Genomic DNA, 13,749 nt, shown 5'->3' on the forward strand with positions numbered 1-13,749 from the left:
TGACTGGGGTCCGACACCGCGGACTCACCACTCCTCTCGTAGACGTATCACTCGTAACGTCACTCGGGACAACGAGGTTCCCGGTGGACAGGGTACGGGCGGAGGATGATCGAAACGGGCGGGGCGTCCCCGGAACGACCGGGTTGTGGAGCTTGCGAGGGAGTGCGGGGGAGTGCGGAAGAGAAGGCGCTTGTCTCGGCTGGTGTCGCGGATCACACTTATATGAGAGCGTTAGTCCGATAGTGGACCGGTCCGTGCTCCCAGACCGGTCGGCCGGGCATGCTCGGGGGGACCGTAGGAGAGCGAACGCGGGGCAGACGTTGGACCAGAGCGGGGCCGGGGCCGCCGCGCCCATGAGCCGTGAAGGCGTCGACCATGCCCTCCGCACGCTCCGGGACGAGCGCGACCGCATCTCCGCGTCCCTCCTCGACCTCGACGGGCACCAGGGCAGCCGCCTCCTGGAGGGCGCGCGTCTCACCGGCGAGACGTGGCGCCGGTGGGAGGACGCGAAGGCGGGCATGCTGGCGCTGTGGGCGCTCTTCGACGCGTATCAGCGCGTCCTCGACACCGCGGTGGAGCTGCGCGAGCGGTCGCCGCGGCCGGACGCGGCGGCGCTGGTCGAGCTGTCCGCGCTGCTGGCGGGCCCGGCGGTGGAACTGCCCGACGAGGAGGTCCCGCTGCGCGAGCGGACGCTGCTCGGCCCGCGGGAACGGCGGGTGACCCTGGTCGAGGCCGTCGAGCTGATGTCCGGCGCGTACGAGTTCGTCGCGGGCGAGATCGACGCCGCCGACGCCGCGTGGTCGGCGCTGCTGCTGCCGCTGGAGGAGGTGGAGGCGTGCTGGCGGGAGACGGCCCGGGTGGCGCACTCCCTGGACGGCACCCGGCACCCCGAGCTCGACCGGGTGGGGCGCGAGCTGACCGCGCTGGGCCGCGTCGTCCGCACCGACCCGCTGTCGCTCGTCCGGGACGGCCGCGCCGACACCGCCCGCCTCGACCGCGTCCGCACGGTGCTGACCTCGCTCGGGGACGAGCTCGCCGGCGTCGCCCGGATGCGGGAGGACTACGCGGAGCACGTCGCGCGGGTCACCGCGTGCATCGAGGAGGTCGAGGACACCGAGCAGCGCGCCCGCGACGCGTACACGACGGTCCTCACCAAGATCCGGTCGCCGAACGTGCCCGAACCGGCGCGGGGGCTCGCCGCCGAGCTCCGCGACCGGCTCACCGCCCTGGAGCGGCTCCGCGAGGCGGGCCGCTGGGTCGAGCTGGCGGGCCGGTTCGCCGGGCTCGAACGCGCCGCGGGGGAGGCGCTGGAACGGGCGCGCGGCGAGCTGCGTCTGAGCACCGGCCTGCTCGACCGGCGGGGCGAGCTGCGCGGCCGCCTGGAGGCGTACCGGGCGAAGGCGGCGCGGCTGGGCCTGGCCGAGGACGAGCGGCTCACCGGACTGTACGGGGAGGCCCGTGACGTGCTGTGGACGGCGCCCTGCGACCTGCGGAGAGCGACGGCGGTCGTCGCGGAGTACCAGCGTGCGATCAGGGCGTCCGAGAGCGAGACGGGGTCCCGGCGATGAACGGATGCACCCAGCCCGGCTGCACCGGTGAGGTGGACGCCGACGGCTTCTGCGACGTCTGCGGAATGGCCCCGCTCCCCGACTCCGCCCCGTCCGCCCCGCCGAGTCCGGCTCCAGCACCGGCCGCGAATCCCGGCCCGGCGCCCGCACAGGCCCCGCCCGCCCGGCCGATGCAGGCGGCAGGGGCCTCTCCGCACGCCTCGTCCCCGCAGGCTCCGCCGTCCGGGTCCCCGGCCCCGCGTCCCGTCCGGGCACCCGCCCGCCCGGCCCCGTCCGGAGCAGCGGTGACGACGCGGTCGCCCGCCGCTCCCCCGACGACCGCCGCCCCCACGACCGCCTCTCCGACCACCGGAGGGCCGGGCTCGTCCGGTCCCTCCCGGCCGAGCGGCGCGGGCTCGGCGTCCGGCCCCTCGGCGTCCAGCGGCTCCGGGACCGTGGGGTCCGGGCGGACGGCGTCGCGCGGCGGCACCCGCGGGACGGGCTCCAGCGGGTCCACCAGGCGCGGGATGCTCGGCGCCGGGCTGGTGGAGGTGCCGCCGGTCCCGGCCCGCGACCCGGCCTCGGCGATCATGGAGACGCCCGAGGTGCCGGAGAACCGGCGCTACTGCAGCCGGTGCGACGAGAAGGTCGGGCGCAGCAGGGGCGGACGGCCCGGCCGCACCGAGGGGTTCTGCCGCAACTGCGGGCACCCGTTCTCCTTCACGCCGAAGCTCCGCCCCGGCGAGATGATCGCCGGGCAGTACGAGGTGCTCGGCTGCCTCGCGCACGGCGGCCTCGGCTGGGTGTACCTGGCCCGCGACCACAACGTGAGCGAGCGCTGGGTGGTGCTCAAGGGCCTGCTCGACACCGGGAACGCCGACTCGCTCGCCGCCGCGACCGCCGAGCGCGCCTTCCTCGCCGAGGTCGAGCACCCCAACATCGTCAAGATCTACAACTTCGTGCGGCACGGCGACTCCGGCTACATCGTGATGGAGTACGTCGGCGGCCGGTCGCTGAAGGACATCCTGCTCGGCCTCCGCCGCGACCACGGCGACGCGGCGGCGCTCCCGCTGCCGCAGGTCATCGCGTACGGGCTGGAGGTGCTGAGCGCGCTCGGCTACCTGCACGGCGTCGGGCTGCTGTACTGCGACTTCAAGCCGGACAACGCCATCCAGTCGGAGGAGCAGCTCAAGCTGATCGACCTCGGCGGGGTGCGCCGCGCGTTCGACGTCGACAGCCCGATCTTCGGCACCCCCGGCTACCAGGCGCCCGAGATCGGCTCGCAGGGCCCGTCGATCACGTCCGACCTGTACACGGTGGGCCGGACGCTGGCGGTGCTGAGCTTCCCGTTCCGCGGCTACACCGGGCGGCACCTGCGGAGCCTGCCGCCCCGCGACGAGGTCCCGCTGTTCCAGCGGCACGAGTCGTACCACCGGCTGCTGCGCCGCGCGACGCACCCGGACCCGGCCCGCCGCTTCCAGAGCGCCGCCGAGATGGCCGAGCAGCTCACCGGCGTCCTGCGCGAGGTCCTGTCGGCCGAGGACGGGCGGCCGCGGCCCGCGCCGTCCCCGCTGTTCGGCGCCGGGCAGCACACCGCCGGTGCCGAGATCGCCGCGCCGGCCGACCGGAACGGCGCGCGGGACGGCGCCGCGCCCCCGCCGATCCTCGCGCCGCTGGAGCCGTCCGCCGCCGCGGCCGCGCTGCCCGTCCCGCTCGTGTACGGGTCGGACCCGGCCGCCGCGTTCCTGACCGGGCTCACCGCCCGCGACCCCGGCGACCTGGCCGCCGCGCTGAGCGCTGCGCCGGTCCCGTCGCGGGAGGTCCGCCTCGCGCTGGCCCGCGTCCGGATCGACCTGGACGACCTGGACGGCGCCCGGCGGCTCCTGGAGGAGATCGCCGCGGAGGCCCCCGACGACTGGCGCGTCGACTGGTACCGCGGCGTCCGGGCCCTCGCGGGCGGGCGCGCCGCGGAGGCCGTGGCCGTCTTCAACGACCTTTACGACCTCGCGCCCGGCGAGCAGGCCCCCAAGCTGGCGCTCGCGTTCTGCCACGAGATCCGGGGCGACATGGCGCAGGCCGCCCGCTTCTACGAGACGGTCTGGCGCACCGACCCCACCCACGTGAGCGCCGCGTTCGGCCTGGCCCGCGCCCGCCTCGCCGCGGGCGACCGCCAGGCGGCCGAACAGGTGCTGGACTCGGTGCCGCGCGTCTCCAGCGACTACCTCGCCGCGCAGCTCGCGGCCGTCGCCACCGCCGTCCGCGGCCGCCGCCCCGCCGAACTGGACGCCGGCACGCTGATCGAGGCCGGGCGGCGCCTCGCGTCGCTGCGCCTCGACACCGAGCGCGCCGCCGCGTTCACCGCCGAGGTCCTGGAGGCCGCCCTCGGGTGGGTCCGCACCGGCCGGGCACCGGCGGCGGCCGGCACCCGCCGGATCCTCGGCACCGACCTCGACGAGGCGTCGCTCCGCGCGAAGCTGGAGGAGACCTACCGCGTCCTCGCCAAACTCGCCGACAGCGCGGAGCACCGGCACGCGATGGTCAGACGGGCCAACGCGGTCCGCCCGAGGACGCTGTTCTGACGATGGCCGCGGACCAGGATCTCCACGCCGGGCTGTGCCGCACCTGTGGCGAGCCCGTCCACGAGCACGACCGCTTCTGCGAGGAATGCGGCCGCCCCGACCCGACGACCGCACCCCCGAGCACCGCGCCTCTGAACGGTGCTGCCTCACAAGCGGGGGACCAGTCCGGTCTCGGCCATGGCACGGGGACGGCCATCTGCGCGGACTGCGGTGGCGGGGACGTCGGGACGGACGGGTACTGCGGGCACTGCGGCCTGCGGCAGCCGACCGGCCGGGAGCACGTCGAGGCCGAGCTGGGCGGGTTCGCGGCGGCCGTGAGCGACCGCGGGCTGCGCCGCGGCCGGAACGAGGACGCGTTCGCGCTGGCGCCGCTGCCGAACGGGGCCTGCGCCGTGGTGTGCGACGGGGTCGCGACCGCGCCGGGCTCGGCGGAGGCGTCGCGGCTGGCCGCCGACGCCGCGGCGGCCGTCCTGGCCGGACGCGTCGCGCGCGGCACCGACCCGCGCGACGCCACCCGGGAGGCCGTCGAGCGGGCGGCGGAGGTCGTGACGCGGCTCGCCGCGAGCCCGGAGTCGGCGCCCGCGTGCACGTTCGTGTCGGCCGTCGTGGACGGCCCCGACGTGACGGTCGGGTGGGTCGGGGACAGCCGGGCCTATTGGCTGTCGGCAGGGGGCTCCTGCATGCTGACGCGGGACGACTCGTGGGCAGTGGAGATGGTCGAGCGCGGGAAGATGAGCGCGGCGGACGCGTGGGCCGACCGGCGGGCGCACCTGCTGACGGCGTGGCTGGGCGCCGACGCGGGCCCGGTCGAACCGCGGCTCGCGGCGTTCCGTCCCGCCGCACCCGGGCTGGTGCTGCTGTGCAGCGACGGGCTGTGGAACCACCTGCCCGAGGCCGCGGACCTCGCGGCCGTCGCCCTGCACGCCGCGGACGGGCCGCGCGGGGCGGTGGGGCGGCTGCTGCGGGCGGCGCTCGACGCGGGCGGGCACGACAACGTCACGGTGGCGGTCATCCCCTGCCCGCCGCCGGACACGAGCAGGGAGCCGGGCAGATGAGCGATTACCCCGGGTTCACGATCCGCGTGGACCAGAACCCCTACCTCCCGGAGGGCGGACGGGAGGTGCACGCGATCGTGACCGTGGAGGCGCGCTCGTCCGGCGCCGCCGGGCCGGGCAACGGCCGGGCGCCCGCCGCGGAGGTCATCATCATCGACACCTCGGGGTCGATGTCCTACCGGGGGAAGATGGCCGCCGCGAAGCGGGCCGCGCGGGCGGCGGTGCACGTGCTCCGCGACGGGGTCCGCTTCGCCGTGGTCGCGGGCGCCAACCAGCCCCGGATGATCTACCCGCAGGGGGAGCGGCTCGCCGAGGCGAACGAGACGTCCCGGCGGAGCGCCGCGCAGGCCGTGTCGCGGCTGGAGGCGGCGGGCGGGACCGCGATCGGGTCGTGGCTGCGGCTCGCCGACCGGCTGTTCACCGGCTACGACGATGCCGTGAAGCACGCGATCCTGCTGACCGACGGCAAGAACCAGCACGAGTCGGCGGAGGAGCTGGACGCGGCGCTCCGGCAGTGCGCGGGCCGCTTCCAGTGCGACGCGCGCGGGGTCGGCACCGACTGGGAGGTCGCCGAGGTCCGCAAGATCACCTCGATGCTGCTGGGCGGCTTCCTCGACGTCCCCGACCCGGCCGACCTGGAGGCCGACTTCCTCGCGATGACGCAGGCCTCGATGAGCAAGGAGGTCGCGGACGTTTCGCTGCGCGTGTGGACGCCGCAGCAGGCGGAGCTGCGCTTCGTCAAGCAGATGGTGCCGACCGTCGACGACCTGACCGAGAAGCGGGTCGAGTCCGGGACGCAGACGGGCGACTACCCGCTGGGCTCCTGGGGGAGCGAGACCCGCGAGTACCACCTGTGCGTGGAGGTGCAGCCCGGCGACGTCGGACGGCAGATGCGGGCCGCGTGGGTGAAGGTCATGGCCGGCGACGAGGCCCTCGCGTCCGGGAACGTCCTGGCCGAGTGGACCGACGACGAGGCCAGGGCGACGCTGATGAACGAGCGGGTCACGATCCACACCGGGCAGTCGGAGCTGGCCGAGGCGATCCAGCAGGGCCTGGAGGCGAGGCGGCTCGGCGACGCCGACACCGCGACCGCGCGGCTCGGCCGCGCCGTGGTGCTGGCGCGGGAGGTCGGCAACGAGCAGATCTCCGGCCTGCTGGACCGGATCGTCGACGTCGTCGACCCGGTGCGGGGCACGGTCCGGCTGAAGCGCGAGGTGTCGAAGGCTGACGAGATGTCGCTCGACACCCGTTCCGTCCGGACCGTGCGGACCCGGCACGGCGACGTGGCGGGGGGAGGCTGAGACCCATGCCGGTCTGCCCGAGCGGACACACGTCCGCGGACGCCGACTACTGCGACGTGTGCGGCGACCTCATGGACGGCGCGCCGCGCGCCGAGTTCGCCCCGCCGGCGCCCGCGCCCGCCCCGTACCGCGCGCCCGCCGCGTACCGCGCGCCCGCCGCGTACCGCGCGCCCGCCGCGGAGGCCGCGTCGGCGGGACCGGGCGAGGGACAGGACGCCGCCGCCTGCCCGGAGTGCGGGACGCCCCGCTCCGGCCGCTTCTGCGAGGTCGACGGGTACGACTTCGAGACCGGCGCCGCGCACACCGCGCAGCTGTACGCGGCCCGCATCGCCCGGCAGCCGCCGGTGGTGCCGTCGCAGCGGACGAGCAGCCCGCGGCTGACCCCGCCGGGCCCGTCCGCCGTGATCATCGCCGACCGCGGCTACTTCGACACGGTGCTGGCGCAGCTGGGGCCGGACGCGCCGGACCTGACGTTCCCGCCGTACTGCCCGGAGCGCCGCGTCCCGCTGATCGGCGACCAGGTCCGGATCGGGCGGCGCAGCACGTCCCGCGCGATCCTCCCGGAGATCGACCTGAGCACGCCGCCCGAGGACCCCGGCGTCTCGCACCTGCACGCCGTCCTGCTCGCGCAGCCGGACGGCACCTGGCACCTGGTCGACCCCGGTTCGACCAACGGGACCACGGTCAACGGCGGAACGGAGCCCATCGAGGTGAACACGCCCGTCCCGCTGGCCGACGGCGACCGCGTCCACGTCGGCGCCTGGACGACGATCACGCTGCTCCTGCAGGAGGGCCCGCCATGACGATGACCCCGCCCGGCGGCGCACCGGGGGCGGCACCGCCCGCGCCCGCCGCACCTCCGAGGCCGCCCGCTCCTCCGGCGCCCCTCCGGCGGTCCGACCCGTCCGCGACCGAGCGACCTGGTGCCGGACGCCTCAGGACGTTCGTCCGCGGCCGGTGGCTCCGCACGATCCCGGGCCGCGTCGGCATCCACGCGGTGCTGTGCCTGGCCGCGATCGTGGCGCTCCTGGCGATGCTGACCGTCGCGATCGGGAACGCCCGCGACTCCGTCCAGACGATCGGCCACGACGCGGGCCCGCAGGTCGTCGCGACCGGCACGCTGTACTTCGCGCTCAGCGACATGGACGCGCAGGTGTCCAACATCCTGCTGATCGGCCGCGACCACGACCTCGGAATCGGCCATGACGAGTCGCTGCGGCTGTACGAGCGGCGCCGCGCGGAGGCCGACGCCGCCGCGGTCGAGGCCGCGCAGCTCGCCGGCAGCGACCCCGCGCTGCGGCGCACCGTCCAGGAGGTGCTGGACGGCCTCGGCCGCTACGAACGCCTCGTCGGACGCGCCATGGAGCTCGACGCGCAGGCCGACCACGCGCCGGGCGAACTGCCGCAGGAGGTCATCGACGCCTACCGGCAGGCGACCGACCTGATGAGGCTGCAGCTCCTGCCGAAGGCGTACAACATCACGCTCGACACCGGGGCGCACGTCAGGCAGGACTACGAGACGAACCGGTCGGCCGTCCTGACCGGACGGACCTGGGTCGCGGTGACCGGCATCGTCGTGCTGCTGCTGCTGATCGCCACGCAGCTCTACCTGGCGCGGACGTTCCGCCGCGTCCTCAACCCCGCGCTGGTCCTGGCGACCCTCGCCGCCCTGGCGCTCACCGCCGTCGGGACGGGCCTGCTCACCGCCCAGGCCGGGCACATCAGGAAGGCCAAGGAGGACGGCTTCGACTCGATCCTCCAGCTCTCCCGGGCCCGCGCGATCAGCCACAGCGCGTTCGCCGACGAGAGCCGCTACCTCCTCGACCCGGGCCGCGCCGACACCTACGAGCAGACCTACCTCGACAAGTCCCTGTCGGTGATCCAGCCCGACATGGGCGACAAACCGGTGAACCTGGCGAACTACTACGCCGGGCTCGAAGAGAAGCTCGGCGCGTACAGGGCCGGCGGGGACGACGTTCCGTTCCTCGGCTTCTTCGGCGACGAGGCGCGCACGGTCGAGCCGGGCCGCGAGGCCGACGCCCTCCAGCGGACGCTCCAGGCGTACCGGGTCGTGCAGCGCAACGACGCGCGGATGCGGGAGCTCGCGTCGTCCGGGGACCGGGCCGGGGCCGTCGACCTGCGGATGGGCCGCACCTCCGACGCGATCAGCGACTTCGGCGCCTACGACGCGGCGCTGACCGCGCTGACGGCCGTCCACCAGGACGCCTTCGACGACGCGATCCGGGACGCGGACGGCGGGCTGCGCGGCTGGAACGCGGTACCGGCCGCCGGCGCCGCCGCCATCGCCCTGCTGATCCTGGCGGGGATCCGTCCCCGGCTGGCCGAGTTCCGCTGAGGGAGAAGACATGCGCGCCATCCGTGCCACCGCCGCCGCCGGTGCGTTCCTGCTCGTGGCCGGCCTGTCGGCCTGCGGCCTCGGCGGCTCCGAGAAGGAGAGCGTCACCGACAAGGACTCCCTGGTCATCGGGGTCAAGGAGGACCAGCCTGCCCTGGGCGTGAAGCGCCCGGACGGCACCTACGAGGGCTTTGACGTCGATGTCGCCGTCTACATCGCGGGCAAGCTGGGCGTCCCGAAGAGCCGCATCACGTTCCGGACGACCAACTCGTCCGTCCGCGAGCAGGCACTGGCCGCCGGCACCGTCGACCTCATCGTCGCGACGTATTCGATCACGGCGCGGCGAAAGATGGAGGTGACCTTCGCCGGCCCGTACTACGTCGCCCACCAGGACACGTTCGTCCGCGCCGACGACGACTCGATCGACGGCGTCCGGGACCTGAAGGGCAAGCGGATCTGCGAGGTGACCGGCTCGAACTCCTGGCGCCGCGTCATCGAGGAGCGCAAGGTCGCCGCGAAACCCGTCACCGTCGACACCTACGGCGCCTGCATGGACGCGCTGGCGTCCGGGAGGCTGGACGCCGTGTCGACCGACGACCTGATCCTCGCCGGGTTCGCCGCGGGCCGCTCCGGCCGCATGATCAACGCCCCGTTCACCGACGAGAAGTACGGCGTCGGCCTCAAGAAGGGCGACCTGCGGGGCTGCGAGACCGTCAACCGCGCCATCACCGCCATGTACCAGGACGGCACGGCCGAACGCCTGCTGAACAAGTGGTTCGGCGACTCCGGCCTCAAACTGACGACCAGCGTCCCGCAGTTCGAGGGCTGCAGGTGAGCGCCGCGGGTCAGGGCGTCGTGGAAGGCAGTGCTGCGATGGCCTCGCGGAGGGTGTCGTGGATCGGGATGAACTTGTCGATCCCGGTGATGCGGAACACCCGCTGGACCCGCGGGGGCAGTGCTACCAGTGCGACCGAGGTGCCGCGGTCACCGGCGCGGCGGTTGGCGGCGACGATCGCGTTCAGGCCGGTGGAGTCGCAGAACGTGACCTCGCGCATGTCGATGACCATGGGTTCACCGGAGTCGACGACTTCGAACAGCGCCTCCTCGAACCGCGTGCGGGACACGACGTCGATGTCGCCCTGCACCCGGACGAGGGTGCACCGGTCGTCGCGCATCAGGTTGATGTCGAAGTCCATGGTCACCTCACGCCCCATCCGGCGGTACCCCGGCCATCTCAGGTGACTCCTCAGGATTGCGCACCCGCGCCCGCATTCCAAGGACTTCCCGGAAAAGGACCTGGTCGCCCACTGGTGTGCCCCGGACCGTAACACGCCCGAGACGGCCGGCTGGTCTCCTGCACCGACCCTACCTGACGGATCGTCCCGGAGCGCCCGGCCGGGCCGGGGACATCCGGGAAACGAGCAATAACTTACTGAAGAGAAACTTACTGAATAGTAGAAATGGCGGATAAGTGCCGCTATACCGGCCGTGACCTGCGGTTGGGTATTTCCTGACCGGACCGGCGGGCCGCACGGGGGGCGCTGCCTCGGGCCCGGATCGGCGCAGACGTTACAGTGTCGTTGGCGAATTCGGGAGGCTGGGTGTTCTACACGTTCATGACGCGCGTGGTGCGTCCGATCCTGTGGCTGCTTTTCCGCCCGCGGGTGGTGGGCGGCGACAACGTGCCGAGCTACGGGCCGCTCATCGTGGCGAGCAACCACCTGTCGTTCATCGACAGCTTCATCATTCCCCTGGCGGTCCCGCGGCCGGTCACCTACATCGCGAAGGCGGACTACTTCGAGGGCGGCGGCCTCAAGAAGCGCTTCGTCCGCTGGTTCCTCACCAACCTCGGCCACGTCCCGGTCCGCCGCGGCGCCCGGCGCGCCGCGATGGGCGCGCTGGAGCAGGGCGCCGAGGTCCTGGAGAACGCCGGCGCGTTCGCGATCTACCCCGAGGGCACCCGCTCCCCGGACGGGCGGCTCTACCGCGGCCGCACCGGCGTCGGCTGGCTCGCCCTGGAGACCGGCGCCCGGGTGCTGCCCGTCGCGCTGGAGGGCACCGAGAAGATCCAGCCGCTCGGCGCGGCCGTGCCGCGCGTCTTCGGCCCGCGCCCCACCGTGCGGATCGGCCCCCCGATGGACTTCTCCCACTACCGCGACCTGCCGCCGGCCAAGGCCCGCCGCGCCATCGCCGACGAGATCATCGAGACGATCCAGAAGATGTCCGGCCAGGAGTACGCCGCCGAGTACAACGAGCGCGCCGCACAGGGCTGAGCCGAGCGAGGCCGGGCCGGACGACACCGGGCCGGACGACACCGGGCCGGACGACACCGGGCCGGACGACACCGGGCCGGACAACGTTGACCGGTTCGCCCGGAACGCGTGTCGTCCCGGGCGGCCCGCACCCTCCGCGCCGTAGGGTCACCGCCATGGCGCACAGGCTCCTCCCGATCATGCTGCTGTCGACGGCCGCCGCGGCCACCGCGTGCGGCGGCGGCGGTGAGCGCGCCCGTCCCGTGCACGGCACCGCCCCCGCCGAGGTCGCCGGCGTCGGCTACACCTCCGACCAGCTCGCCCAGGCCCTCCTCACCGACGTCCCCGGTTACCGGAAGGCCGGCGAACCCGACTCGGGCTCGTACGGCACGCTCAGGCCCATCCAGAACGCAGCCAGACTGCAGCGCCAGGCCGTCCTGGACAAGCCGCAGTGCGCGACGAGCGGCCCGAACGGCACCGTTCCCGCCGACGTCCCCGCCGCCCTGGTCACGTTCGCCAAGAGCGGCCAGACCGTCACCCAGACCATGATGGGCATGCCCGTGGGCGCCGCGGAGAAGCAGGTCAACGCCCGCGTCCCGGCCGGCTGCCTGCGGTTCCGCACCAAGGTCGGCTCCCAGTGGGCGCAGCACCGTGTCGCCGAGTCCCCGAAGGGCGACATCGGCGAGGGCTCCCGCACGGTCGGCGTCGCCACCGTCTCCGGCGACACCGGCACCCGCACCTGGTACGTGGTGTTCCGCGGCCGCCACTACCTGGCCACGATCACCGTCTCCGGCCCCACCGCCACCCGGACCGAAGCGGAACGCCTGGCCCGCACCGCCCTGAACCAGGCCGACCGCATTCTCCCCTAGTCGGAGGCCCGTGACCCACTCCCACGAACCCCCAGCCATTAGCCTTAGCGGTCTACTGGCCTGCGACGAACAGGGGGCGCTCCTTGATCGGTAAGGAAGGCCGGGTGACCGGCAGGATCGGGCCCGGCCTGGTCGGTGAGGTCATGATCCCGGTGCGCGGCGGGGTCGAGGCGTTCTACGCCCATCCCGTGGACCCGCGTGAGGAGATCACCGTGGGGATGGTCGTGGTGGTGGTGGAGTACCACCCGCCGCGTACGGTGTATGTAGCGCCCGCTTTCGGCCAATAGCTGCGCAGGTCGAACCGTATGCGGGTTCGGCGCGTCTATGGGGCAACGCGGACGGATTCGACCCCCCGCCCAAAACAGAAGAGGAGGCCGTATGCCCGTGCTCGCCGTGGTCGGCGGCGCCGTAGCCGCGCTCATCGTGTTGATCATTTTGTTCAAGCTCGTGTGGCGGGTCGCCGAGCCGAACGAGGCGCTGATCATCTCGGGGCTGGGCGCGAGGTCCAAGCCCGTGGACGGTCTGGACAGCCTCGGGTTCAAGATCGTGACCGGCAAGGGCACCGCCGTCCTGCCGGGCTTCCAGGTGTCCCGGCGGCTGCGGCTCGACAGCCGGGCGGCGAACCTGGAAGTGAACTGCGTGACGCAGCAGGGCATCCCGGTGAAGGTCCGCGGCGTCGTCATCTACAAGGTCGGCGACGACTTCGTCTCGATCGCCAACGCGGCGCGGCGCTTCCTGGAGCAGCAGGGCTCGATGGACGGCGCGATCCACGAGCTGTTCACCGGTCACCTGCGTTCGATCATCGGCAACCTCACCGTCGAGGACCTCATCCTCAACCGGGAGCGCCTCACCAGCGAGACCCGCATGTCCGCCGCCGACGAGATGAGCAAGCTCGGGCTGGTGGTCGACTCGCTGCAGATCCAGGAGATCGACGACGAGACCGACTACATCAACAACCTCGGCCGACCGCACGCCGCCCGGGTCGCCTCCGCCGCCCGCATCGCGGAGGCCGAGCGCAACCAGGAGGCCACCGAGCGGGAGCAGGAGACCGAGCGGCAGAACGCCGCCGTCATCCGGGACACCGAGATGAAGAAGGCCGAGTACGAGGGCCAGGTGCAGCAGGCCGCGCAGCAGGCCCGCCAGGAGGTCATCCTCAAGGAGACCCGCAACGCCGAGCTGGAGGCGGAGCGGACCGAGAAGCGGCTCGAGAGCGAGATCCGCAAGCCCGCCGACGCCCGCGCGTACGAGCAGGTCAAGCTGGCCGAGGCCGAGCGCGAGGAGCGCATCGCGCAGGCGCAGGCGGCCGCGACGGAGATCCAGCTGCGGGCCGCGCGGGAGGCGGAGGCCACCCGCATCCTCGGTGAGGCCGAGGCGGACGCGATCCGGCAGAAGGGTCTCGCCGAGGCCGAGGCGATCAAGGCCCGCGCGGAGGCGCTGGCCGAGAACACCGACGCCGTCATCGCCCAGCAGCTCGCGGAGCAGTGGCCGCAGATCGTCGAGGCGGGCGCGGGCGTGTTCGGCAACGTCGACAACATGGTCGTGCTCAACGGCGCCCAGGGCGTCGAGGACATGCTCGCCAAGGCCCTCACGCTCGGCGGCACCGGCCTCGGCGTCGCCCGGCAGCTCCTCGGGAACATCAACGTCCAGAACGGGCACGGCCCGAACGGCACCGCGAACGGCGCGGCCGTCCCGGCCGTTCCGGTCGAGATCCCCAAGGACGCCCCGAAGGACGACTGAACACCGGCCACCGGCCACGGGCAGGCGCGTGCAGCGAGAGCGACGCGCCTGCC

The 13,749-nt window shown here is 73.8% G+C and carries 12 protein-coding genes; 11 read left to right on the forward strand and 1 reads right to left on the reverse strand.

The window, feature by feature from the left end; genetic code table 11:
- The first annotated feature begins 353 nt into the window (after positions 1 to 353).
- The 7 genes from IEZ03_RS14700 to IEZ03_RS14730 are packed head-to-tail and all read left to right on the forward strand — an operon-like array spanning position 354 to position 9,673.
- Positions 354 to 1,568 carry a hypothetical protein gene (locus IEZ03_RS14700; protein ID WP_184878930.1) on the forward strand — a complete coding sequence of 405 codons (1,215 nt, stop codon included), beginning with the start codon at positions 354 to 356 and terminating at the stop codon, positions 1,566 to 1,568.
- Positions 1,565 to 4,126, forward strand: a complete 2,562-nt coding sequence (locus tag IEZ03_RS14705) for a serine/threonine-protein kinase (protein WP_229808285.1) — start codon at positions 1,565 to 1,567, stop codon at positions 4,124 to 4,126. The genes IEZ03_RS14700 and IEZ03_RS14705 overlap by 4 nt, the downstream gene beginning before the upstream one ends.
- A gap of 2 nt (positions 4,127 to 4,128) precedes the next feature.
- Positions 4,129 to 5,181 (forward strand): PP2C family protein-serine/threonine phosphatase, encoded by a 1,053-nt coding sequence (locus IEZ03_RS14710; RefSeq protein ID WP_184878933.1) that lies wholly within the window; start codon positions 4,129 to 4,131, stop codon positions 5,179 to 5,181.
- On the forward strand, positions 5,178 to 6,482 hold the full coding sequence (locus tag IEZ03_RS14715) for a VWA domain-containing protein (protein WP_184878936.1): 1,305 nt from the start codon (positions 5,178 to 5,180) through the stop codon (positions 6,480 to 6,482). The genes IEZ03_RS14710 and IEZ03_RS14715 overlap by 4 nt, the downstream gene beginning before the upstream one ends.
- 5 nt (positions 6,483 to 6,487) lie before the next feature.
- Positions 6,488 to 7,285: an FHA domain-containing protein gene (locus IEZ03_RS14720; protein ID WP_184878938.1), complete on the forward strand. Its 798-nt coding sequence runs from the start codon at positions 6,488 to 6,490 to the stop codon at positions 7,283 to 7,285.
- Positions 7,282 to 8,838, forward strand: coding sequence for a GlnX family signal transduction membrane protein (locus tag IEZ03_RS14725; protein ID WP_184878940.1), 1,557 nt, complete (start codon positions 7,282 to 7,284; stop codon positions 8,836 to 8,838). The genes IEZ03_RS14720 and IEZ03_RS14725 overlap by 4 nt, the downstream gene beginning before the upstream one ends.
- 10 nt (positions 8,839 to 8,848) lie before the next feature.
- On the forward strand, positions 8,849 to 9,673 hold the full coding sequence (locus IEZ03_RS14730) for a glutamate ABC transporter substrate-binding protein (protein WP_184878942.1): 825 nt from the start codon (positions 8,849 to 8,851) through the stop codon (positions 9,671 to 9,673).
- A gap of 10 nt (positions 9,674 to 9,683) precedes the next feature.
- Here IEZ03_RS14730 and IEZ03_RS14735 read toward each other — a convergent pair whose 3' ends face one another.
- Entirely contained in the window at positions 9,684 to 10,052 is a 369-nt protein-coding gene (locus IEZ03_RS14735) for an STAS domain-containing protein (RefSeq protein WP_229808286.1), read from the reverse strand.
- A gap of 387 nt (positions 10,053 to 10,439) precedes the next feature.
- Here IEZ03_RS14735 and IEZ03_RS14740 point away from each other — a divergent pair, with 387 nt between their 5' ends.
- The 4 genes from IEZ03_RS14740 to IEZ03_RS14755 all read left to right on the forward strand — a co-directional run bounded on the left by IEZ03_RS14740 (position 10,440) and on the right by IEZ03_RS14755 (position 13,696).
- Entirely contained in the window at positions 10,440 to 11,111 is a 672-nt protein-coding gene (locus tag IEZ03_RS14740; protein ID WP_184890252.1) for a lysophospholipid acyltransferase family protein, read from the forward strand.
- A gap of 155 nt (positions 11,112 to 11,266) precedes the next feature.
- The gene (locus IEZ03_RS14745) at positions 11,267 to 11,959 is read left to right on the forward strand and encodes a hypothetical protein (protein ID WP_184878947.1); all 693 of its coding nucleotides are present in this window, start codon (positions 11,267 to 11,269) and stop codon (positions 11,957 to 11,959) included.
- A gap of 104 nt (positions 11,960 to 12,063) precedes the next feature.
- Positions 12,064 to 12,246: an NfeD C-terminal domain-containing protein gene (locus tag IEZ03_RS14750; protein WP_229808287.1), complete on the forward strand. Its 183-nt coding sequence runs from the start codon at positions 12,064 to 12,066 to the stop codon at positions 12,244 to 12,246.
- 91 nt (positions 12,247 to 12,337) lie between these two features.
- Positions 12,338 to 13,696, forward strand: a complete 1,359-nt coding sequence (locus tag IEZ03_RS14755) for a flotillin family protein (protein WP_184878951.1) — start codon at positions 12,338 to 12,340, stop codon at positions 13,694 to 13,696.
- Positions 13,697 to 13,749 lie beyond the last annotated feature (53 nt).

The organism is Actinomadura livida (assembly GCF_014648675.1).
Lineage (GTDB): Bacteria > Actinomycetota > Actinomycetes > Streptosporangiales > Streptosporangiaceae > Spirillospora > Spirillospora livida.